The sequence below is a fragment of the Aquitalea magnusonii genome (genome assembly GCF_003202035.1).
Lineage (GTDB): Bacteria > Pseudomonadota > Gammaproteobacteria > Burkholderiales > Chromobacteriaceae > Aquitalea > Aquitalea magnusonii.
The window spans coordinates 156,653-178,900 of record NZ_QJKC01000003.1 but is presented as its reverse complement, the minus strand read 5'-3'; the positions used below and the strand labels follow the sequence as shown (position 1 = coordinate 178,900).

The following is a 22,248-nucleotide window of genomic DNA, read 5'->3' as shown; positions in this document are numbered from 1 at the left end:
CGGCTGTGGTGGGAATGGCTGACCGGCGCTCAGCGCCGGGCGTTGCCTATGCTCATCAGCATGCCCATGCCGACAAACAGGGTGACGGTGGCGGTACCGCCGTAGGAGACAAAGGGCAGTGGCACGCCCACCACGGGCAGAATGCCGGCCACCATGCCCATGTTGACGAAGGCATAGACGAAGAAGGACAGGGTGATGGCACCGGCCATGGCGCGGCCATACAGGGTTTGTGCGCCGGCGGTGATCATCATGGCGCGGCTGAGCACCAGGGTGTAGAGAATCACCAGCACGATATTGCCGATCAGGCCGAATTCTTCCGAATACACCGCGAAAATGAAGTCGGTGGTGCGTTCCGGAATGTAGTCCAGGTGGGTCTGGGTGCCGTTGAGCCAGCCCTTGCCCCAGGGGCCGCCGGAACCGATGGCAATCATCGACTGGATGATGTGATAACCGGCGCCCAGCGGGTCTTCCATCGGATCGATCATGGTCATTACCCGGCGGCGCTGGTAATCGTGCAGCATGTTCCACACCACCGGCATGCTGGCCCCGGCTGCCACCATGCCGCCCAGAATCACCTTCCACGGCAGGCCGACGAAGAACAGCACGAAAAAGCCGGAGGCGGCGATCAGCATGGTGGTGCCCAGGTCCGGCTGTTTCAGGACCAGCGCGCAGGGAATGGCGATCATCACCGCCGCCACCAGGTAGTGCCACCAGCGCATGGAGAGCTCGTACTTCTGGAAGAACCAGGCCAGCATCATCGGCAGGGCGATCTTCATGATTTCCGAAGGCTGGATACGGGTGATGCCCAGCTCCAGCCAGCGGGTGGAGCCGTTGACCGTCACGCCCTTGAAATGCACCGCCAGCAGCAGCACCACGCCAATGCCATAGATGGGCGGGGCAAAGTTCATGATGCTTTGCGGCCGGCTGCGCGCCAGCAGCCACATGATGGTGAGCGACAGCAGGGTGTAGACCAGCTTGTTGTCGATCTTGTCCAGGCCCTGGTTATTGGCGGAATACAGCACCACCAGGCTGAGGGCGAAGATCAGTCCCAGGAACAGCATCAGCGGGCCATCAAGCGGAGCCTTGATCGCCAGCCACAGCCGCCTAATCAGATGTGGCTGCAGAGTCATCGGCAGTATCCATTGGCACGGTCTTCATGTCTCCGCTGATGGAGTTGGGGACCTTGCCCGTCATGTAGTAATCGAACAGGCCGCGCGCAATCGGCGCTGCCGCTGCCGCGCCGAAGCCGGCGTTTTCCACGATGATGGCCACGGCAATGCGCGGCTTGTCCACCGGGGCAAAGGCGACAAACCAGGAGTGGTCGCGGTATTGCTCGGCCAGGGCAGAGGCGTTGTACTTGGCCCCCTGCTTGATGGCCACCACCTGGGCAGTACCGGTCTTGCCGGCCATGGTATAGGGCAGGCCGATACCCAGCCGCCAGGCGGTACCGCCCGGTTTCAGCACCGATTGCATGGCGGATTTCACATATTCGAAGTTTTCCTGCTTGAAGGGCAGGATGCGATCCGGCTTGGCCTCGACCAGCCGGCTCTTGCCGCTCTTGGCGTCCACCACTTCCTGTACCAGGTGCGGCTTGTAGGCCACGCCGTCATTGGCCAGGATGGCCACCGCATTGGCCATTTGCAGCGGGGTATAGGCGTTGAAGCCCTGGCCGATGCCGATGCTCACCACATCGGCCGGATACCAGCGGCGGTATTCTTCCTTGTAACGGGCAAAGCGCTTGGCCTTCCATTCCTTGGTCGGCAACACGCCACTGGCCTCGCCGTCCAGATCGATGCCGGTGGGGCGGCCCAGGCCAAACTGGCCGACGGTGGGGGCGATCTTGTCGATGCCCATATCCCAGGCCAGCTTGTAGAAAAAGGTATCGCTGGACACCTGGATGGCCTTAGCCAGATTGGCCGAGCCGTTGCCGTTCTTGTTGCTGTCGCGGAACTGGTGGCTGGAGCCGGGCAGGGTAAAGAAGGCGGGGGCCGGGCGGATATCGTGCATGCCGATGGAGTGGGTTTCCAGCGCCGCCATCGACATGAAGGGCTTGAAGGTGGAGCCGGGCGGATAGGTGCCGCGCAGGGCGCGGTTGATCATCGGCTTTTGCCAGTCGTTGTTGAGCGCGGCCCAGCTTTGGCTGTCGATACCGTCGATGAACAGATTGGGGTCGAAGCCCGGCTTGGACAGAAAGGCCAGCACGCCGCCGCTTTGCGGGTCGATGGCCACCAGTGCGCCACGGCGGTTGCCGAACAGCTTGTCGGCCACTTCCTGCAGGCGGATGTCCAGCGCCAGCTTGAGATTATTGCCATTCACCGGCGGCGTGCGGCGCAGGCTGCGGATGGCGCGGCCGCCGGAGTCGGTTTCCACTTCCTCGAAACCCACCTGGCCGTGCAGGTCATCCTCGTACACCGCTTCCAGGCCGGTTTTGCCGATGTAATTGCTGCCTTTGTAATTGGTGGTTTTATCTTCGTCGTCCAGCCGCTCCTGGTCTTTCTGGTTGATGCGGCCGATATAGCCCAGCACATGGCTGGTGAGTTCCTTGTAGGGGTAGTCGCGGAACAGGCGGGCCTTGACCTCGACGCCGGGATAGCGCCAGGCATTGGCGGCCACGCGGGCGGCTTCCTCCTCGGTGAGCTTGACCTTGAGCGGGATGGATTCGAAATCCTTGGACTCGGCCAGCAGTTTCCGGAACAGCTTCTCGTCACGCGGTGTGATGTTCACCAGCTTGGCCAGCTCGGCAATGGTGGCGTTCATGTCCGGCATCTTGCTGGGCACCAGTTCCAGCGTGTAGGCCGAGTAGTTTTGCGCCAGGATCACTCCGTTGCGGTCCATGATCAGGCCGCGGTTGGGCAGGATGGGCAGCAGGGAGATGCGGTTGTTCTGTGCCAGCGTGGCAAAGTGCTCGTACTGGTAGACCTGCAGCCAAACAAAACGGGCAATCAGGATGCAGAACATCAGCAGCATGAAGCAATAGGCCACGATCAGCCGAAGCTGGAACTGGCCGTCTTCAGCCTGCGGATTCTTGAAGCGGGTAGGGCGCACGTCTTACACCGAATGATGACGGTAAGGCAGCAACAGCAGCTTGGTCAGCAGCGGCCACAACAGCGCGCCGATCAAGGGCGGCAGGAAATAGCTCCAGCCGACAAAGGCCGAGCCGCTGAGCATGCGTGCCACCACCATGATGCTCTGGTTGCACAGCATCAGCCCGAGTACGGCCAGGGCTTGCTGGCCCAGATTGAACATCACCAGCTGGCGCTGGCGGCTGAGTGCCAGATAAGCGGTGGTGGAATAGGCCAGTGCATGCTGTCCCAGCATGCCGGCGGTGGCGATGTCGGCCACCAGCCCCATCAGGAAGGCGATGCCGACATTGACCCGGCGCGGCTGGTTGATCAGCCAGTACAGCAGCACCAGGCTGATGAAGTCGGGCAGCCAGCGGGTGGAGCCATGCGGCAGCGGAATCATTTCCACCAGCACCGCCAGCAGCAGGGTCATGAAAATGAAGCGGCGCTTGACCGGCTTGAGCAATTCCTTGGGACGGTCGAACGACATGCTTACTCCGAATCGGCGGGCTTTTTGCCCTTGGTCTTTTTCACCGGCACAACCGGCTCGGCCGGACGCGGCGGCGTCTGGCCCTTTTGCTGCAGTACCAGCACGAAACGGGTTTGCTGCACGCCAGCCACCGGCTCGGTGGTGATGCGGCTGAAAGCCGCGCCGGCATTGCGTTCCACCTTGCTGACCCGCGCCACCGGCGTCCCTTCCTGATACAGGCCGTCGATGCCGGAGGTCACCACCATGTCGTTTTCACGCACATCGGCATGCAGCGGCAGATAGCGGATTTCCACGCCGCCGCCATAGCCGTACAGGATGGCGCGTTCGCCGGTACGGGCAATCATCACCGGCACCATCTGGTTCTTGTCGATGATCAGCGACACTTCGGCGGTCAGCGGCTGCACGCGGGTGATCTGCCCCAGCAGGCCACGGCCGTCCACCACCGGCTGCCCCGGCTGCAGATGGGCGTCGGCACCCTTGTCGATGATGATCTTGTACGAAAAGGGGTCGCGCCCGGTATACAGCGTTTCGGCCAGCTGGGCGGCATCATTGCGGCTGGCCTTGATGGCATTCAGGCTGCGCAGCTCGTTCAGCTCGCGCTCCAGTGTTTCCAGCCGGGCCAGCCGGGCCGACATTTCCAGCTGGCGCGTGCGCAACTGGTCGTTTTCGCTTTTGAGATCGGCCTGCACGGTAAAGTAGTCGCTGACATGGCGCACCAAGCCCAGCGGCAGGTTGACGGCGCGCTGCAGCGGATACAGCACCAGCGACATGCCGTCGCGAGCCTGCTCCATCAGCCCATAGCGGCTGTCGCCCACCAGGAGTGCGATGGAAGCCAGGGCACAGAGAAGCAGGCGCGTGCCAGGCTTGGGCCCGGAGCGGAAAAAGCTGGGGGTGTTGGCGAAGTCCATCAGGCGGTATGCCGCCCCTTGACGGGGCAGCCGCAGGTCCGTTTAGGGAAGAATCAGGGTACGTTGGTGAAGATGGTGCCGATCTTGTCCATCTTTTCCAGCGCCTTGCCCGAGCCGCGTACCACGCAGGTCAGCGGTTCTTCGGCCACGAATACCGGCAGACCGGTTTCTTCGGCCAGCAGGCGGTCGATGTCCTTGAGCAGCGCACCACCACCGGTCAGTACCATGCCCTTGTCGGCAATGTCGGCACCCAGTTCCGGCGGCGTCTGTTCCAGCGCGATCTTCACGGCGGAAACGATCTGGTTCAGGGGTTCGGTCAGCGCTTCCAGGATTTCATTGGACGACACGGTGAAGGCGCGCGGAATGCCTTCGGCCAGGTTGCGGCCCTTGACTTCCATTTCACGCACTTCGGCACCGGGGAAGGCCGAGCCGATGGTTTTCTTGATTTCTTCGGCGGTGGTTTCGCCAATCAGCATGCCGTAGTTGCGGCGAATGTAATTGATGATGGCTTCGTCGAACTTGTCACCGCCCACGCGTACCGAGTTGGAATACACCACGCCACCCAGCGAGATCACGCCCACCTCGGTGGTGCCGCCACCGATGTCCACCACCATGGAGCCGGTCGGCTCCTCTACCGGCAGGCCGGCACCGATGGCGGCGGCCATCGGCTCTTCGATCAGTTCCACGCGGCGCGCACCGGCGGCCAGGGCGGAATCGCGGATCGCCTTGCGTTCCACCTGGGTGGAGCCGCAGGGCACGCAGATCACGATGCGCGGGCTGGCAGCAAAGAAGCGGTTGGGGTTCACCTTCTTGATGAACTGCTTGAGCATCTGCTCGGTGACGGTGAAGTCGGCGATTACGCCATCCTTCATCGGACGAATGGCCTGGATGGAGCCCGGAGTACGTCCCAGCATGCGTTTTGCTTCCAGGCCGACGGCCAGGATGGATTTCTTGTTGGTGGGCACATCGCTGTGAATGGCGACCACGGATGGTTCGTCAAGCACGATGCCCTTGCCACGCATGTAAATGAGGGTGTTGGCCGTGCCAAGGTCGATGGCAAGGTCGTTGGAGAAGTATCCGGTGAGCGAACGAAACATTGGGCGGTCCTGGTTCAGTTTCCGTCAGTCGGGCGCGATGCGCGTCCGGCAAATTCTTGCATGGGCTTGGGTTCCCGGTTCCCGTCGCAGCGCACGCCCAGGCTGGCCTGAGGCGGCGGACGGCGGCCTTCCGGGGGACATCATTGTTGCATCACCTCGCATAAATAAACAGCAAGGCCGGCTGGCAGAAAACCCTAGCCCGGCAGCAGGATTCATGGTGCGAAGTGTGATGTCGATCTTGGGAGAATCAAACCCGTTATGATACCCTATAAAGCTTGAAATATTAAAGGTTTTAACGAGGACGCCATGTCTCTGACCCACCAGGATGTCGCGCGGATTGCCAAGCTTGCCCGCATCAACGTAAGCGATGAAGAAATCGCCGCGGTTGGCAACCAGCTTAACAATATTTTTGGCCTGATCGAGAAGATGCAGGCCGTCAACACCGATGGCATCGAACCGATGGCCCATCCGCAGGATGTAAGCCTGCGTCTGCGTGAAGACATCGTGACCCAGACCAACCAGCGCGAGGCGTTTCAAGCGGTCGCCCCGCAGGTGGAAAAGGGCCTGTTCCTCGTTCCCAAGGTGATCGAGTGAGTTTCAGAGCAGCACGGTTTTGGATGGTTCCCGTTGGGGAATGGCTTTTTTCCGCCCTCGTGCTGCCGGCCTGCCATGGCAGGCACACCCGCTCACTGATCCCAGCTTAACCGGATATCAAGACAAAATGACGAACGCCACCCTCAAGCAACTGTCGCAACAACTGGCGGCGGGCGAGGTGTCGAGCGTGGAATTGGCCACGCACTACCTCGACCGCATCGAGGCGCTGAACCCGCAGCTGAACGCCTTCATCACCGTGGACCGCGCCCGCACCCTGGCCGATGCCGCTGCCGCCGACGCCGCCCGTGCTGCTGGCCAGGCCGGCCTGCTTACCGGCGTGCCGATGGTGCACAAGGACATCTTCTGCCAGCAGGGCTGGAAAACCAGCTGCGGCTCGAAGATGCTGGACAACTTCATCTCGCCCTACAGCGCGCATGTGGTGGAGCAGTGCCATGCCGCCGGCCTGGTGACGCTGGGCCGCGCCAATATGGACGAATTCGCCATGGGCTCGTCCAATGAAAACAGCTACTACGGTGCGGTGAAAAACCCGTGGGACCTGAACGCCATTCCGGGCGGCTCGTCCGGTGGTTCCGCTGCTGCTGTCGCTGCGCGCCTGACCCCGGTGGCCACCGCCACCGATACCGGCGGCTCCATCCGCCAGCCGGCCAGCCACTGCGGTGTGACCGGCATCAAGCCGACTTATGGTGTGGTGTCGCGCTACGGCATGGTGGCCTATGCCTCCTCGCTGGATCAGGGCGGCCCGATTGCCCAGGCCGCCGAAGACTGCGCGCTGATGCTGAACGTGATGGCCGGTTTCGATGAGCGTGACTCCACCAGCCTGGAACGTGCGCGCGAAGACTACACCCGCGAGCTGAACCAGCCGCTGTCAGGTTTGCGCGTGGGCCTGCCGCGCGAGTACTTTGCCGCCGGTCTGGATGCCGACGTGGCCAAGGTGATCGAAGACGCGGTGGCCGAGCTGAAAAAACAGGGCGCGCAGGTGGTGGAGATCAGCCTGCCCAATACCGAGCTGTCCATCCCGGCCTACTACGTGATTGCCCCGGCCGAAGCCTCCACCAATCTGTCGCGTTACGATGGCGTACGCTACGGCCATCGCGCCGCCGAGTACAAAGACCTGGTGGACATGTATGAAAAGACCCGTGCCGAAGGCTTTGGCGCCGAGGTCAAGCGCCGCATCCTGGTGGGCAGCTATGTACTGTCGCACGGCTATTACGATGCCTACTACCTGAAGGCGCAGAAAATCCGCCGCCTGATTGCCAACGATTTCAAGGCCGCGTTTGAGCAGTGCGACGTCATCCTGGGGCCGGTGGCACCGACTGCCGCCTTCAATATCGGTGAGAAATCCGGCGATCCGGTGCAGATGTATCTGTCCGACATCTACACCCTGTCGGTCAACCTGGCCGGCTTGCCCGGCATGAGCGTGCCGGCCGGTTTCGACCGCCGTGGCCGCCCGGTGGGTCTGCAGATCATCGGCAACTATTTTGGCGAAGCAAAAATGCTGAATGTGGCGCACCAGTTCCAGTTGGCCACCGACTGGCACACCCGCGCCCCCGCCCTGTAATCAAGACCGTAGCGGGGCAGCGCAGCGTCCGTCCCTGTCGGCATAGCAAAAGGATTTCTCCGCGATGAAATGGGAAGTCGTCATCGGTCTTGAGGTGCATGTGCAGCTCAACACCGCTACCAAGATTTTTTCCGGCACCAGCACCGCCTTTGGTGCCGAGCCGAACACCCAGGCTTCGGCCGTGGAACTGGCCTTTCCCGGCGTACTGCCGGTACTGAACAAGGCGGTGGTGGAAAAAGCCATCCGCCTGGGCCTGGCTTTGGGTTCGAAAATCAACCAGAAGAACGTGTTTGCGCGCAAAAACTACTTCTACCCCGATCTGCCCAAGGGCTATCAGATCAGCCAGATGGAGCTGCCGATTGTCGAAGGCGGCGCGCTGCCGATTCTGGTGGGCGAAGAAGAAAAGCTGGTCAAGCTGACCCGCGCCCACATGGAAGAAGATGCCGGCAAATCGCTGCATGAAGACTTCAGCGGCATGACTGGCATCGACCTCAACCGTGCCGGCACCCCGCTGCTGGAAGTGGTGTCCGAGCCGGACATGCGCTCGCCGGAAGAGGCCGTGGCCTATGCCCGCGCCCTGCACAGCCTGGTGATGTGGCTGGGCATTTGCGATGGCAATATGCAGGAAGGCAGCTTCCGTGTGGATGCCAACGTCTCCGTGCGCCCGTTCGGCCAGCAGGAATTCGGCACCCGCCGCGAAATCAAGAACCTCAACTCCTTCCGCTTCCTGGAGCAGGCCATCAAGTATGAAATCCAGTGGCAGATCGACACCCTGGAAGATGGCGGCCGTGTGGAGCAGGCCACCGTGCTGTTCGACCCGGACAGCGGCGAAACCCGCATGATGCGCAGCAAGGAAGACGCGCACGACTATCGCTACTTCCCCGATCCGGACCTGCTGCCGGTGCGCATTGCCGACGAGCAGATCGAACGCATCCGCAGCGAAATGCCGGAACTGCCGGCCGCCATGAAAGCCCGCTTTGTCGAAGCCTTCGGCGTGTCGTCTTACGATGCCGCGCTGCTGACCGGCAGCCGCGCCACGGCGGAATACTTCGAAGCCGTGGCCCAGGCCTCGGGCCAGGGCAAGCTGGCGGCCAACTGGGTGAATGGTGAAATCGCCGCCCGCCTGAACCGCGAAGGCAAGGATATTGGCGATTGCCCGATCTCGGCCGAACGTCTGACCGGCCTGATTCAGCGCATTGCCGACAACACCCTGTCCAGCAAGCTGGCCAAGCAGGTGTTCGATGCCTTGTGGGAGAGCGACTTGTCCGCCGATGCCATCATCGAGCGTGATGGCCTGAAACAGGTGTCCGACGTCGGTGCCATCGAGAAGATGGTGGAAGAAGCCATCGCCGCCAATCCCAAGGCGGTGGAGGAATACCGTGCCGGCAAGGAAAAGGCGCTCAATGCGCTGGCCGGTCAGGTGATGAAGGCTTCCAAGGGCAAGGCCAATCCGGCTCAGGTGCAGGACATCCTGAAGCAGAAACTGGCCTGATCCAGCCGCCGCCACCCCCTGGCGGCGGTGTTGAGCGAACGGCATGCGGCAGCATGCCGTTCTGTTTTTGCAGTTTAAATAGGCAATTTCAACTGCGGGCCGGCTTTTTTTGCAGACTGGCGACGGCCGTGCATTTGATTGTCATGAAAAATCATTGTGTTGTCTTCCCGCACCATTTCAGCTCACAGCTCACTTTGACTGCCGGTATTAACCCACTGATTTGACACGGAAAGCGCTTTTTGAGGCTGTCGCTAAGTCATTGTCGCAAAAGGTGAATTAGCGCCGAGTGATGTTGACCGTGGTGAAGTTCTTTCTTATAGTGGCGAAAAGTGGGGTGAAGTGGGTAAATGTGGGGCGACGGCCCCTCAACTTTCAGCGGTGGTGTCCAGCTCATGATCGGCGGCGTCAGTATTGTCTCTCTTGATAGCAAGGGTCGTTTGGCCATTCCGGCCAGACACCGTGAGACACTGCTGTCCGCGTTTGGCCACAAGCTGGTCGTCACCCTCGAATCACCCGACCATCTGCTGATTTACCCCGAACCCAACTGGCGTCCGGTCGAAGCCCGCCTGCTTGCACTTCCCACCGGCAATCCCACGCTGAAACGCTATCAGCGCCTCGTGCTTGGCCACGCAGAAACGCTGGAAATGGACAGCGCCGGACGCATCCTGCTGCCTTCCCGCCTGCGTGAACTGGTCGGTCTGGACAAGGACGTGGCACTGGTAGGCATGGGCAACCGCTTCGAGCTGTGGAATGCCGAGGAATGGGACAGCCAGACCACGGAAGCACTGGCCATCGACCAAGCCGATCTGGCACAACATCTTGGAGACTTTACCCTGTGAGTTCCACCCCGTACGTGCACCGCACGGTGCTGCTAGCCGAAGCTGTAGCCGCGCTCGCCATCAAGCCTGATGGCGTGTATGTGGACTGCACCTTCGGTCGCGGTGGCCACAGCCGGCTCATCCTGTCGCAGCTGGGGCCGCATGGCCGCCTGATTGCCTTCGACAAGGATCTGGAAGCCATTGCCGAAGCGGAGAAGCTGGCGGCAGAAGACAGTCGTTTTACCATTGTTCACAACGGTTTCGAGACCCTGGGCCAGGAGCTGGCCCGTCTGGGCGTGGCCGTGGTGGACGGTGTATTGATGGATCTGGGCGTGTCCTCGCCACAGATCGACGACGGGCGTCGCGGCTTCAGTTTCCGCTTCGACGCACCGCTGGACATGCGCATGGACACCACCCGCGGCATCACTGCCGCGCAGTGGCTGGCCACTGCGGAAGAAGACGAAATCAAAGAGGTCATCAAGACTTATGGTGAAGAGCGGTTTGCTCGCAAGATCGCAGCAGCCATTGTTGCGCAACGGGAGCTCGCTCCCATCCAGACCACGCGTGAGCTCGCCCTGCTCGTTGGGCAAAACGTCCGTACTCGGGAACCGGGTCAGGACCCAGCCACGCGGACCTTCCAGGCGATCCGGATCTTTGTGAACCGCGAGCTGGACGAGCTGAAGGCGGTATTGCCGCAAGCAGCCCGTCATCTGGCTGAAGGCGGCCGGCTGGCCATCATCAGCTTCCACTCGCTGGAAGACCGTATCGTCAAGCAATACCTGCGTGATGCCAGCAGCGTGGAAAAGCTGCCCAGCTGGGTCATGGTGCGTGCCGACGACATGGCGCGGCCGCCGCTGGAAACCGTGGGCAAGCCGGTGCGCGCCAGCGAGGAAGAGGTGCGTGAAAACGCCCGTTCGCGCAGTGCCATCATGCGTATCGCCGAACGCACCGCCGCGCCGTGGCGCGAGGGGGATGCATGAACCGTCTGTGCGCGATCCTTCTGGTGCTGGTCGTGGTGTCCGCCTGGTCGGTGGTCACCTCGCAGCACGTATCGCGCAGGCTGTACAGCGACCTGCAGAAAGAGCAGAAATCCGCCCAGCAACTGGAAGTGGAATTCGGCCAGCTGCAGCTCGAGCAAAGCACCTGGGGCGCCCACGCGGTGATTGAAAAGGCCGCCAGCACACGGCTGGGCATGCACACGCCGGATCCGCGACAGATCCAGGTGATTTCTGCGCGGGGAGGTGCCTGATGCGCACCAGCTACTCCGCCCATCAGCGCGAACGCCTTGCCGATGCCAGCCCTGCCCTGAAAATGACGGCAGGGCGTGTGCGTTTTGTACTGGTGATGCTGGGCATGCTGTTCCTGGCGCTGATTGGCCGGGCCATTTACCTGCAAGTGGTGCAGCAGGACTTCCTGCAAGGCCAGGGTGAGGCGCGTTTCCGCCGGGCGATGACGCTGGAGGCCAACCGCGGGGTGATCACCGATCGCAATGGCGAACCGCTGGCCATCAGTTCGCCGGTGCAAACCATCTGGGCCAGCCCGGCCGACATGGAGCCGGTGCCGCCGGCCAAGCTGCGCGAGCTGGGCAAGCTGCTGGACATGTCGCCGGAAGAACTGGCCACCAAGCTGTCCGACCGCAAGAAAGAATTCGTCTACATCAAGCGTCAGATCAATCCGGAAGTGGCGGACAAGGTGATGGCCCTGGGCATCCCCGGCATTGCCAAGCAGCAGGAATACCGCCGTTTCTATCCGGCTGGCGAGATCATCTCCCACATCATCGGCTTCACCGGGGTGGACGGCAAAGGTCAGGAAGGCGTGGAGCTGGCGCGTGAAAAAATGCTGTCCGGCAAGGATGGCCGCCGCGTGGTGATCAAGGATCGTCGTGGTCACATCATCGAGGATGTGGCCGCCATCGAGCCGCCGCGCGATGGCCAGACCCTGGCGCTGGCCGTGGATCATCGCATCCAGTACCTGGCTTATCGCGAAATCAAGGCCGCGGTGGAAGAGAACAAGGCCAAGGCAGGCAGCGTGGTGGTACTGGATGCCAAGACCGGCGAACTGCTGGCGCTCGCCAACTACCCCTCCTTCAATCCCAACAACCGGGTCGGCACCACGCCGGAAATGCTGCGCAACCGGGCGGTGATCGACCTGTTCGAACCCGGCTCCACCATGAAGCCGCTGTCGATCTCGCTGGCACTGGAACACGGCAAGGCCAACGTCAACACCGTTCTCGACACCCACAGCTACATGATCGGTCCCGCCACCATCCGCGACGTATCGGCCCAGCCCAGCCTGAACATTCTGGGCATCATCCAGAAATCCTCCAACGTGGGCACCAGCAAGCTGGCGCTGCTGAGCAGCCCGCAGGATTTCTGGACTTATTACGATTCACTGGGCTTTGGTCGTGCGCCCAATACCGGCTTCCCCGGCGAGGCGGCCGGGCGCTTGCGTGACTGGAAAAGCTGGCGGCCCATCGAGCAGGCCACCATGTCTTTCGGCTATGGCGTGTCGGTCAGCCTGCTGCAGATGGCGCGGGCTTATACCATTTTCACCAATGACGGCGTGATGCTGCCCATCTCGCTGTACAAGACCAGCACCCCCATGCCCGGCAAGCGCGTGCTGAGCGAAAAAACCGCGCATGAAATGCACGACCTGCTGGTGGCCAATAGCGAACCGGGTGGTGGCGCTGTCGGTGGCCGCATCATCGGTTACAGCATCGGCGGCAAGAGCGGCACGGCGCGCAAGCTGGAAGGCCGCACCTATGTGGCCAACAAGCACCGCGCCCTGTTCATCGGTTTTGCCCCGGGCAAGAGCTCACGATTGATCGTGGCGGTGATGATCGATGAGCCCACGGCCGGCAAATATTACGGCGGCGCCATTTCCGCGCCGGTGTTTTCCCAGGTGGCTGGCGGCGCGCTGCGCGTGCTGAATGTGCAGCCGGACGAGCCGTCCAATAACAGCTTGCTGCCGGATTCCACTCCGGTCCCTGCGGATTTTTGAAGAAACAGAACATGAAAAGTCGCCTGACAAGCTTGCCGGACTGGGATCCGGCACAACTGAACCAGCTGGGCTTCCCCATCAAACGGGTGGAAGCGGACAGCCGCCGTGTATTGCCCGGCGATGTCTTCCTGGCCTGCCGCGGTGAATACACCGATGGCCGCGACTTCATTGCTGCTGCACTGGAAAAAGGTGCGGCTGCCGTGCTGTGGGATGCCGCCGACGGATTCAGCTGGAATCCGGACTGGCAAATCCCCAACCTGCCTGTCCCCGCCCTGCGCGAACGCGCCGGCATGGTGGCCGCACATGTTTATGGCCAGCCCAGCCAGGCGATGACGGTGATCGGCATTACCGGCACCAATGGCAAGACTTCCATTTCCCACTGGCTGGCGCAGGCGTTTTCCTTGCTGGGCCAGAAAGCCGCCTTGATCGGCACCGTCGGTAACGGTTTTTATGGCGAACTGACCCAAACAACGCACACCACACCGGACCCGGTCACCGTGCAGCAAAAGCTGGCCGAATACCGTCGTCAGGGCGCGCATGTGGTGACCATGGAGGTATCCAGCCATGGCCTGGATCAGGCACGGGTGAACGGTGTGAGTTTTGCCACCGCAGTATTCACCAACCTGACCCGCGATCATCTGGACTACCACGGCAGCATGGAAGCCTACGGCGCGGCCAAGGCCAAGCTGTTCCACTGGGAGGGCCTCAAGCACGCCGTCATCAATGTGGACGACCCGTTTGGCCGCCAGCTGGTACAGGAGATTGATGCCAGACAGACGCAGGTAGTCAGCTACGGCCTGACCCAGGGCGATGTGCGCCCGCTCAGCCTGACGGCCAATCTGGACGGCCTGCAGTTGCAGGTGACCACACCCTGGGGTGAGGTGGAAGTACGCACCGGCCTGGTGGGCCGCTTCAATGCCAGCAACCTGCTGGCGTGTCTCGCTACCCTGTGTGTCAACGGCATCAGCCTGACTGATGCCGCCGCCGTGATGGCACGCATCCAGCCGGCGCGTGGCCGTATGCAAAGCATTGGTGGCAGTCACGAACCACTGGTGGTGATTGATTACGCCCATACCCCTGATGCGCTGGAAAAGGCACTGGCCACACTGGCCGACATCCGTCCGGCAGGCAGCAAGCTGTATTGCGTGTTCGGTTGCGGTGGCGACCGCGATCCGGGCAAGCGCCCGATGATGGGCGAAATCGCCGAGCGCATCGCCGATGTGGCGGTGGTGACCAGCGACAATCCGCGTACCGAAAACCCGCAAACCATCATCGACCACATTCTGGCGGGCATGAGCCATCCGGGCCATGTCGAGCTGGACCGCGCTGCCGCCATTCACTGGGCAGTCAGCCGCGCCCAGGCCGGCGACATCGTGCTGATTGCCGGCAAGGGCCATGAGGAATACCAGGACATCGCCGGGGTCAAGCACCCCTTCTCCGATTTCCGCATCGCCGAAGAAGCGCTGACGGCCTGGGGAGACCAGGCATGATGACCCTGCAACAGGCGGCGCAACTGGCTGGCGGCATCCTGGTGGGTGGCGACGGATCGGCGCGTCTGGCCCGCGTGGTCACCGACAGCCGCGCCGTGCAGCCGGGCGACCTGTTTGTCGCGCTCAAGGGCGAGCGCTTCGATGCCCACGATTTCGTAGCCGATGTACTGGCGCGCGGTGCGCTTGCTGCGCTGGTAGACGAAAGTTTTGCACTGGAAGCTGCCAGCCTGATCAAGGTGGACGACACCCGGCTGGCGCTGGGCCGGCTGGCTGCCGGCTGGGCTGCCGCCCTGCCTGCCGTGCGGGTGGGCATCACCGGCTCCAATGGCAAGACCACGGTCAAGGAAATGCTCACCGCCATTCTCAAGGCCCATGCCGGAGATGCCGCCGTGCATGCCACTGCCGGCAACTTCAATAACGACATCGGCCTGCCGCTCACCCTGCTGGGGCTGAAGCCCGCCCATCGCTATGCGGTGCTGGAAATGGGCATGAACCATCACGGCGAGCTGACTTATCTGAGCAGCCTGGCCCGGCCGCAAGTGGCGCTGGTCAACAATGCCATGCGCGCGCATATCGGTTATTTCGCCGATACCACCGATGTGGCCCGCGCCAAGGCGGAAATCTTCTCCGGCCTGCAGGCGGATGGCGTGGCCATCGTCAATGCCGACGACGCCAATATTGCGCTGTTCCGCGCCGCTGCCGGCAGTCATCGGCAATGCAGCTTCGGCTTGCAACAGCCAGCGGACATCCGTGCGCGCGACATCAGCCTGCAGGCGCTGGATAGCCAGTTCATCCTGTGCTGCCCGCAGGGTGAGCAAGCCATCAGCCTGCCGGCGCCGGGCGAACACAATGTACGCAATGCGCTGGCCGCCGCCGCCATGGCGCTGGCGCTGGACGTGCCGCTGGCGGCCATTGCTGCCGGTCTGGCGGTGTTCGGCAATGCCAAGGGCCGTCTGCAGCAGAAAACCGGCCTGCATGGTGGCGTGGTGATCGACGACAGCTACAACGCCAATCCGGATTCGATGAAAGCCGGCATCGATGTACTGGCCCGCCTGCCGGCACCGCACTGCTTTGTCATGGGCGATATCGGCGAACTGGGCGAGTCGGCCGTGCAACTGCATCGCGAAGTGGGTGAACACGCCCGCCTGCGCGGCATTGCCCAACTGGTGACGCTGGGCGAGCTCAGCCATCACGCCGCGGCCGCCTATGGCGAGGGCGCACACAGTTTTGATGATTTCACGGCGCTGGCCAGCTGGCTGGGCGCCAATTTGCAAGCGGGAGCCTCAGTGCTGGTGAAGGGTTCGCGCTTCATGCGTATGGAACGGGTGGTGGAACACCTGACGACCGCAAAACAACAAGAAGAGGGAGTGTAAGGTGCTGCTCTGGCTAGCTGAATTGCTGGGTTCTCATATCCGGACCTTTAACGTTGTGTTCTACGTCACCCTGCGGGCGGTGATGGCAGCGCTGACTTCGCTGACCATCTCGCTGCTGCTGGGGCCGTGGGTCATCCGCAAGCTGACCGAACTGAAAGTCGGCCAGGCGGTGCGCAACGACGGCCCGCAAAGCCATCTGGTCAAGGCCGGTACGCCGACCATGGGCGGTTCGCTGATCCTGCTGTCCATCACCATCACCACCCTGCTGTGGGCTGACCTGTCCAACAAATACGTCTGGCTGCTGCTGGCGGTGATGCTGGGCACCGGCGCGCTGGGCTTTTACGACGACTGGCGCAAGGTGGTGTACAAGGACCCGAAAGGGGTGTCGGCCAAATTCAAGATGGTATGGCAATCCACCATCGCCATTGCCGCGGGCATCTTCCTGATCGCCACCGCCAAGCTGCCGGCCTCCACCGAATTCATCGTGCCCTTCTTCAAGACCGTGGCCTATCCGCTGGGCGTGGTGGGCTTTTGCGTGCTGACCTATCTGGTGATCGTCGGTACCTCCAATGCGGTCAACCTGACCGACGGTCTGGATGGTCTGGCGGCGCTGCCGGTGGTGATGGTGGCCTCCGGCCTGTCGATCTTTGCCTATGTGGCTGGCCACGTGGTGTTTTCCCGTTATCTGGGCCTGCCCTTCATTCCCGGCGCGCATGAGGTGGTGGTGTTCTGCGCCGCCATCTGCGGCGCCTGTCTGGGCTTTTTGTGGTTCAACGCCTATCCGGCCCAGGTATTCATGGGCGATGTCGGCGCACTGGCACTGGGCGCGGCACTGGGCACCGTGGCGGTGATCGTGCGTCAGGAAATCGTGCTGTTCATCATGGGCGGCCTGTTCGTGATGGAAGCGCTGTCGGTGATGATCCAGGTGACCTCGTTCAAGCTCACCGGCAAGCGCGTGTTCCGCATGGCACCGCTGCATCACCACTACGAATTGAAGGGCTGGAAGGAAACCCAGGTGGTGGTGCGTTTCTGGATTGTCACCATGATGCTGGTGCTGGCTGGCCTGGCATCGTTGAAATTGCGTTAAGGAACAGGGCTCATGGACTTTGCTGATCGACACATCGCGGTAGTGGGGCTGGGAGGCTCGGGGCTGGCTGCCGCGCGCTATCTGGCGGCCCACGGTGCACGCGTGGTGGTGGCCGATAGCAAGCCCGCGCCCGAGCGCGTGGCCGAATTGCAGCGCCATGTGCCGGATGCCGAACTGCGCGTCGGCGCATTCGATGCCAGCACCTTTGCCGGTGTCGACATGCTGGTGCTCAGCCCCGGCGTACCGTTGAAGAACCCGGCCGTGGATGCTTTCCGCCGCGCCGGTGGCGAAGTGGTGGGCGATGTGGAACTGCTGGCCCGCGCCATCAAGGGCAGCGGCAGCAAGGTGATTGCCATTACTGGTTCCAATGGCAAGACCACCGTCACCAGCCTGGTGGGCCATATATGCCAGCAGGCCGGGCTGGATACCATTGTCGCCGGCAATATCGGCCTGGCGGTACTGGAAGCCCTGCTGGAACGCGAACAGTCCGGCAAGCAGCCGGACGTATGGGTGCTGGAACTGTCCAGCTTCCAGCTGGAAACCACGTACAGCCTCGCGGCCGATGCCGCCACCGTGCTGAATATTTCCGAAGACCACCTGGACCGCTACAACGACCTGCTGGACTACGCCCACGCCAAGACCGCCGTATTCAATGGCCTGGGTGTGCAGGTGCTGAACCGCGACGATATCCTGGCCCCGGCCATGGTGCGCCCCGGCCATCAGGTCAAGTGGTTCTCGCTCAAGCAGCCGGTGGAATACAGCCTCACCCGGCAGGACGGCCAATACTGGCTGAGCGCGCAGGGCGAGGCCGTGTTGCCGCAAGCCAGCCTGCAACTGCAAGGCCTGCACAATGCCGCCAATGCACTGGCGGCGCTGGCCTTGTGCGACAGCATCGGACTGGACCGTACCGCCCTGCTGCAAGGCTTGCAAAGCTTCCAGGGCCTGGCGCACCGCGTGGAGCTGGTGGACGAATTTGACGGCATCGCCTGGATTGACGATTCCAAGGGCACTAATGTCGGCGCCACCGAGGCCGCCCTCAATGGCATGACCCGCCAGGTGGTGCTGATTGCCGGTGGCGATGGCAAGGGCCAGGATTTCAGCCCGCTGGCACCGGCTTGCCAGCGTATTGCCCGCGCTGTGCTGCTGATTGGCCGCGATGCCGGCCGCATCCGCGCCGCGCTGGCGGATAGCGGCGTGCCGCTGCACGACTGCGCCACGCTGGAAGAGGCCACCCGCCTTGCCGCCAGGCTGGCCCAGCCGGGCGATGTGGTGCTGCTGTCGCCGGCCTGTGCCAGCCTGGACATGTTCCGCAACTACGCCCATCGCGCCCAGGTGTTCATCGACACCGTGGCACAGATCAAGGCCGTATCCGGAAAGGGGCAGCCATGATCGTGCACTCGGCGCGCCGTTACACCGCCATCAAACCCTTCGACGAGGCATTGGCCTGGGCCCTGGCCCTGCTGCTGTCCATCAGTCTGGTGATGGTGTATTCGGCGTCGATTGCCTATGCCGAGGCCGATGCTGCCACGCAAAACCGCTACTTCTACCTGATCCGCCACATCATCTTCATGGTGATCGGCCTCTGTGCCTCTTACATCCTGTTCCAGGTGCCCACCCGTATCTGGCAAAAGTACGCTGGCAAGCTGTTCCTGCTGGGCATCGTGTTGCTGGTACTGGTGCTGGTGCCCGGCATTGGCCGGGTGGTGAACGGTTCGCGCCGCTGGATCAACCTGTTTGTGCTCAATCTGCAGCCGTCGGAAATCATGAAGTTCGCCACGGTGATCTACGCCGCTGACTACACCGTGCGCAAGACCCACAAGCTGCACAGCCTGAAAGAAGGCTTTGCGCCGATGTTCGCCGCCATGGTGGCCGTGGCCTTCCTGTTGCTGCGCGAACCGGACTTCGGCGCGCTGATGGTGGTGATGTCCATTGCCATGGGCGTGTTGTTCCTCGGCGGCATCAATATGCGCATCTTCTCCGGGCTGGCGGTGATGGCGGCCGTGGCCATCGTGCTGCTGATCATTTCCTCGCCATACCGGCTCAAGCGCGTGCTGGGCTTCATGGACCCGTGGGATGACCCGTATGGCAAGGGCTACCAGCTGTCGCACTCGCTGATCGCCATTGGTCGTGGCGAATGGTATGGCGTGGGGCTGGGCTCCAGTATTGAAAAGCTGTTCTACCTGCCCGAGGCGCACACCGACTTCATCATGGCGGTGATTTCGGAAGAGTTCGGCTTTGTCGGCATCTGCGTGGTGATCGGCCTGTATGCCTGGATTGTACGGCGTGCGTTTCACATCGGCGTGGAATCGAAAAAGCTGGAGCGTTTCTTCCAGGCGCTGGTGGCACAGGGCATGGGCATCTGGCTGGGCATTCAGGTGTTTTTCAACATCGGCGTGAACATGGGCCTGTTGCCCACCAAGGGCCTGACCCTGCCGCTGATGTCGTTTGGTGGTTCGGCCATGTTGATGAATCTGGTAGCCATGGCCGTACTGCTGCGGGTTGATTATGAAAACCGCCGCATCATGCGCGGTTACAAGGTGTAGCCGCGCAGGACAAGCGCCGACTGGCGCGTGAGGGCGCAAGCCCGGTGGCGGCGGTTTCTGAGAGGCCAAAGGCCGAAGCTAAAACCCGAGAGTAGGGCGGCTACAAGGTGTAGCTGCGCAGGACGAAGCAAAAATCAGCGCATCATGCGCGGCTACAAGGTTTGATGAAGATGACGAACAGAACGGTCATGGTAATGGCAGCCGGTACGGGTGGACACATTGTCCCCGGCCTTGCCGTGGCCAAAGAGCTGCAACAGCGCGGCTGGAAAGTGGTGTGGCTGGGTACCGAGCGCGGCATGGAAAACAAGCTGGTGCCGCCCACCGGCATTCCGCTGGAGCGGCTGGCTTTTCATGGCGTGCGTGGCAAGGGCCTGCTGGGTTCGCTCAAGGGTGTGCTGCAACTGTGCGGCGCCTTTGTGCGGTCGGCACAGCTGTTGTTCCGTCACCGTCCGGACGTGGTGCTGGGCATGGGCGGCTATGTCTGCCTGCCGGGCGGGGTGATGAGCGGCCTGTTGTGGAAGCCGCTGGTGCTGGTGAATGCCGATGCCAGCCTGCTGCTGAGCAACAAGGCACTGCTGCCGTTTGCCCGCAAGCTGGTGTGCGGTTTTGACGGCAGCGCCGCCAAGAGCAGTCCCAAGGCGCTGGTGACCGGCAATCCGGTACGCCAGGAAATCGAAGCCCTGCCGGCTCCGGCACAGCGCATGGCAGGCCGTAGTGGCCCGCTGCGGGTACTGGTGGTGGGTGGCAGCCTGGGGGCGCGGGTGCTGAACCAGACCCTGCCGCAGGCAATGGCGCAGTTGCCGGCAGCACAGCGGCCGCAGCTGACCCACCAGACTGGCGAAGCCAACTTTGCCGAGGTGCAGGCCGCCTATCGTGCCGCCGGGCTGGAACAGGAGGTGACGCTGTTGCCGTTTATCGATGACATGCCCAGCCGCCTGGCCGATTGCGACCTGATCATCTGCCGCGCCGGGGCCATTACGGTAAGCGAGCTCTGCGCCGCTGGTGTGGCCAGCATTCTGGTGCCGCTGGTGGTGTCCACCACCGCGCATCAGCGCGACAACGCCAAGTGGATGGCGGCAGCAGGCGCGGCGATTCATCTGCCGCAAAGCGAACTGACAGCACAAAAGCTGGCAGACGTGCTGGCCGGTCTTGACCGGCCCCGTCTGCTGGAACTAGCCAGCCACGCCCGTGCATTGGCCAGACCGGGCGCAGCCGCCCGGGTGGCCGATGTGTGCGCCGCTCTGGCAGACGAACAGTAATACGGCAGCCACAAGCGGCCGGAAGCAACGAGAAAGAACATGAAACACAGGGTCAAACACATTCACTTCGTCGGCATCGGTGGTGTCGGCATGTGCGGCATCGCCGAGGTTCTGCTGAACCTCGGTTACAGCGTGTCCGGTTCCGACATGGCTGATGGTGCCGCCACCCAGCGCCTGGCGGCGCAGGGCGCACGCGTGTTTTTTGGCCATGACGCCACCTATATGGAAGGTGCCGATGTGGTGGTGACCTCCACCGCGGTGAAGGCGGACAATCCGGAAGTGCTGTGTGCCCGTGAGCGCCGCATTCCGGTGATCCCGCGCGCCATGATGCTGGCCGAGCTGATGCGCTTCAAGCAGGGCATCGCCATTGCCGGCACCCACGGCAAGACCACCACCACCAGCCTGACGGCCTCGGTGCTGGCGGCAGCCGGGCTGGACCCCACTTTCGTGATCGGCGGCAAGCTGACTGCCGCGGGGACCAACGCCAAGCTGGGTTCCGGGGAATTCCTGGTGGCCGAGGCCGACGAATCGGACGCGTCTTTCCTGCACCTGACGCCGGTGATGGCGGTGATCACCAATATCGACGCCGACCACATGGACACCTACGACCACAGCTTTGACAAGCTCAAACAGGCTTTCGTCGATTTCCTGCACCGCCTGCCGTTTTATGGCCGTGCCGTGCTGTGTGTGGACGACCCGAACGTGCGCGAAATCCGCAGCCGCATCACCAAGCCGGTGACGACCTACGGCCTGGACGATTCGGCCGACATCTATGCCGAAAACGTGGTGGCTGCCGCAGGCCAGATGCATTTCGACGTGGTGGTCAACAATGGCAGCCAGCAGCGCTTCCCGGTGGTGCTCAACCTGCCGGGTCGTCACAACGTGCTGAACGCCTTGTCGGCCATTGCCATTGGTCTGGAATGCGGCGCGGACATCCCTTCCATCCAGCGCGGCCTGGCCGAGTTTGCCGGTGTGGGCCGCCGCTTCCAGCGTTATGGCGAAGTGGCCCTGCCGGATGGGGGCAGCTTCACCCTGGTGGACGATTACGGCCACCACCCGGTGGAAATGGCTGCCACGCTGGCGGCGGTGCGTGGCGCCTTCCCGGACAAGCGACTGGTACTGGCCTTTCAGCCACACCGCTACAGCCGCACCCGTGATCTGTTCGAAGATTTCGTCAAGGTATTGAACGGCGTGGATGCGCTGTTGCTGTCCGAAGTCTATGCCGCGGGCGAAACCCCCATCGTGGCGGCGGATGGCCGGGCCCTGGCGCGTGCGGTGCGCGTGTCCGGCAAGGTGGAGCCGCTGTTTGTCGAGCAGATTGCCGACATGCCGCGCACCATCATGGACATCGCGCGGGACGGCGATGTGGTCATCACCATGGGTGCCGGTTCCATTGGCGCGGTGCCAGGCAAGCTGGTGGCGGGCAAGCTGTAAGTAGCAGGCGAATTTTGGCGGG

The 22,248-nt window shown here is 62.6% G+C and carries 19 protein-coding genes; 14 read left to right on the top strand and 5 right to left on the bottom strand.

The window, feature by feature from the left end; all coding sequences use genetic code 11:
- Positions 1-29: 29 nt before the first annotated feature.
- The 5 genes from rodA to DFR38_RS04445 are packed head-to-tail and all read right to left on the bottom strand — an operon-like array spanning position 30 to position 5,557.
- Entirely contained in the window at positions 30-1,130 is a 1,101-nt protein-coding gene (gene rodA / locus DFR38_RS04465; protein ID WP_193394263.1) for a rod shape-determining protein RodA, read from the bottom strand.
- Positions 1,105-3,045, bottom strand: coding sequence for a penicillin-binding protein 2 (gene mrdA, locus DFR38_RS04460; protein WP_059284575.1), 1,941 nt, complete (start codon positions 3,043-3,045; stop codon positions 1,105-1,107). The genes rodA and mrdA overlap by 26 nt, the downstream gene beginning before the upstream one ends.
- 3 nt (positions 3,046-3,048) lie before the next feature.
- Positions 3,049-3,552 carry a rod shape-determining protein MreD gene (gene mreD, locus DFR38_RS04455; protein WP_059284574.1) on the bottom strand — a complete coding sequence of 168 codons (504 nt, stop codon included), beginning with the start codon at positions 3,550-3,552 and terminating at the stop codon, positions 3,049-3,051.
- A 2-nt stretch (positions 3,553-3,554) separates the two neighbouring features.
- The gene (gene mreC / locus DFR38_RS04450) at positions 3,555-4,460 is read right to left on the bottom strand and encodes a rod shape-determining protein MreC (protein WP_110313056.1); all 906 of its coding nucleotides are present in this window, start codon (positions 4,458-4,460) and stop codon (positions 3,555-3,557) included.
- Positions 4,461-4,513: 53 nt separating this feature from the next.
- The gene (locus tag DFR38_RS04445; RefSeq protein ID WP_103522960.1) at positions 4,514-5,557 is read right to left on the bottom strand and encodes a rod shape-determining protein; all 1,044 of its coding nucleotides are present in this window, start codon (positions 5,555-5,557) and stop codon (positions 4,514-4,516) included.
- Positions 5,558-5,863: 306 nt separating this feature from the next.
- Between DFR38_RS04445 and gatC the strand changes: the two genes are divergently transcribed.
- The 14 genes from gatC to murC all read left to right on the top strand — a co-directional run bounded on the left by gatC (position 5,864) and on the right by murC (position 22,226).
- Positions 5,864-6,151 carry an Asp-tRNA(Asn)/Glu-tRNA(Gln) amidotransferase subunit GatC gene (gatC, locus tag DFR38_RS04440; RefSeq protein WP_059284572.1) on the top strand — a complete coding sequence of 96 codons (288 nt, stop codon included), beginning with the start codon at positions 5,864-5,866 and terminating at the stop codon, positions 6,149-6,151.
- Between the two features lie 127 nt (positions 6,152-6,278).
- The gene (gene gatA / locus DFR38_RS04435; RefSeq protein WP_110313055.1) at positions 6,279-7,730 is read left to right on the top strand and encodes an Asp-tRNA(Asn)/Glu-tRNA(Gln) amidotransferase subunit GatA; all 1,452 of its coding nucleotides are present in this window, start codon (positions 6,279-6,281) and stop codon (positions 7,728-7,730) included.
- Between the two features lie 64 nt (positions 7,731-7,794).
- Complete coding sequence (gatB, locus tag DFR38_RS04430) at positions 7,795-9,222, top strand: Asp-tRNA(Asn)/Glu-tRNA(Gln) amidotransferase subunit GatB (RefSeq protein WP_059284571.1); 1,428 nt, start codon at positions 7,795-7,797, stop codon at positions 9,220-9,222.
- Between the two features lie 392 nt (positions 9,223-9,614).
- Positions 9,615-10,061, top strand: a complete 447-nt coding sequence (gene mraZ, locus DFR38_RS04425; protein ID WP_059284570.1) for a division/cell wall cluster transcriptional repressor MraZ — start codon at positions 9,615-9,617, stop codon at positions 10,059-10,061.
- On the top strand, positions 10,058-11,020 hold the full coding sequence (gene rsmH / locus DFR38_RS04420; RefSeq protein ID WP_059284569.1) for a 16S rRNA (cytosine(1402)-N(4))-methyltransferase RsmH: 963 nt from the start codon (positions 10,058-10,060) through the stop codon (positions 11,018-11,020). Before mraZ ends, rsmH begins: the two co-directional genes overlap by 4 nt.
- Complete coding sequence (gene ftsL / locus DFR38_RS04415; RefSeq protein ID WP_059284568.1) at positions 11,017-11,289, top strand: cell division protein FtsL; 273 nt, start codon at positions 11,017-11,019, stop codon at positions 11,287-11,289. Before rsmH ends, ftsL begins: the two co-directional genes overlap by 4 nt.
- Positions 11,289-13,040 carry a peptidoglycan D,D-transpeptidase FtsI family protein gene (locus DFR38_RS04410; RefSeq protein ID WP_059284567.1) on the top strand — a complete coding sequence of 584 codons (1,752 nt, stop codon included), beginning with the start codon at positions 11,289-11,291 and terminating at the stop codon, positions 13,038-13,040. The genes ftsL and DFR38_RS04410 overlap by 1 nt, the downstream gene beginning before the upstream one ends.
- Before the next feature lie 11 nt (positions 13,041-13,051).
- Entirely contained in the window at positions 13,052-14,530 is a 1,479-nt protein-coding gene (locus tag DFR38_RS04405; protein ID WP_110313054.1) for a UDP-N-acetylmuramoyl-L-alanyl-D-glutamate--2,6-diaminopimelate ligase, read from the top strand.
- On the top strand, positions 14,527-15,903 hold the full coding sequence (locus DFR38_RS04400; RefSeq protein ID WP_110313053.1) for a UDP-N-acetylmuramoyl-tripeptide--D-alanyl-D-alanine ligase: 1,377 nt from the start codon (positions 14,527-14,529) through the stop codon (positions 15,901-15,903). The genes DFR38_RS04405 and DFR38_RS04400 overlap by 4 nt, the downstream gene beginning before the upstream one ends.
- Before the next feature lies 1 nt (position 15,904).
- Complete coding sequence (mraY, locus tag DFR38_RS04395) at positions 15,905-16,990, top strand: phospho-N-acetylmuramoyl-pentapeptide-transferase (RefSeq protein WP_059284704.1); 1,086 nt, start codon at positions 15,905-15,907, stop codon at positions 16,988-16,990.
- Between the two features lie 12 nt (positions 16,991-17,002).
- On the top strand, positions 17,003-18,379 hold the full coding sequence (gene murD, locus DFR38_RS04390) for a UDP-N-acetylmuramoyl-L-alanine--D-glutamate ligase (RefSeq protein ID WP_110313052.1): 1,377 nt from the start codon (positions 17,003-17,005) through the stop codon (positions 18,377-18,379).
- Positions 18,376-19,533 carry a putative lipid II flippase FtsW gene (ftsW, locus tag DFR38_RS04385; protein ID WP_110313051.1) on the top strand — a complete coding sequence of 386 codons (1,158 nt, stop codon included), beginning with the start codon at positions 18,376-18,378 and terminating at the stop codon, positions 19,531-19,533. The genes murD and ftsW overlap by 4 nt, the downstream gene beginning before the upstream one ends.
- Before the next feature lie 170 nt (positions 19,534-19,703).
- Positions 19,704-20,792 carry an undecaprenyldiphospho-muramoylpentapeptide beta-N-acetylglucosaminyltransferase gene (gene murG, locus DFR38_RS04380; RefSeq protein ID WP_059285670.1) on the top strand — a complete coding sequence of 363 codons (1,089 nt, stop codon included), beginning with the start codon at positions 19,704-19,706 and terminating at the stop codon, positions 20,790-20,792.
- A gap of 39 nt (positions 20,793-20,831) precedes the next feature.
- Positions 20,832-22,226 (top strand): UDP-N-acetylmuramate--L-alanine ligase, encoded by a 1,395-nt coding sequence (murC, locus tag DFR38_RS04375; RefSeq protein ID WP_059285652.1) that lies wholly within the window; start codon positions 20,832-20,834, stop codon positions 22,224-22,226.
- Positions 22,227-22,248: the final 22 nt, after the last annotated feature.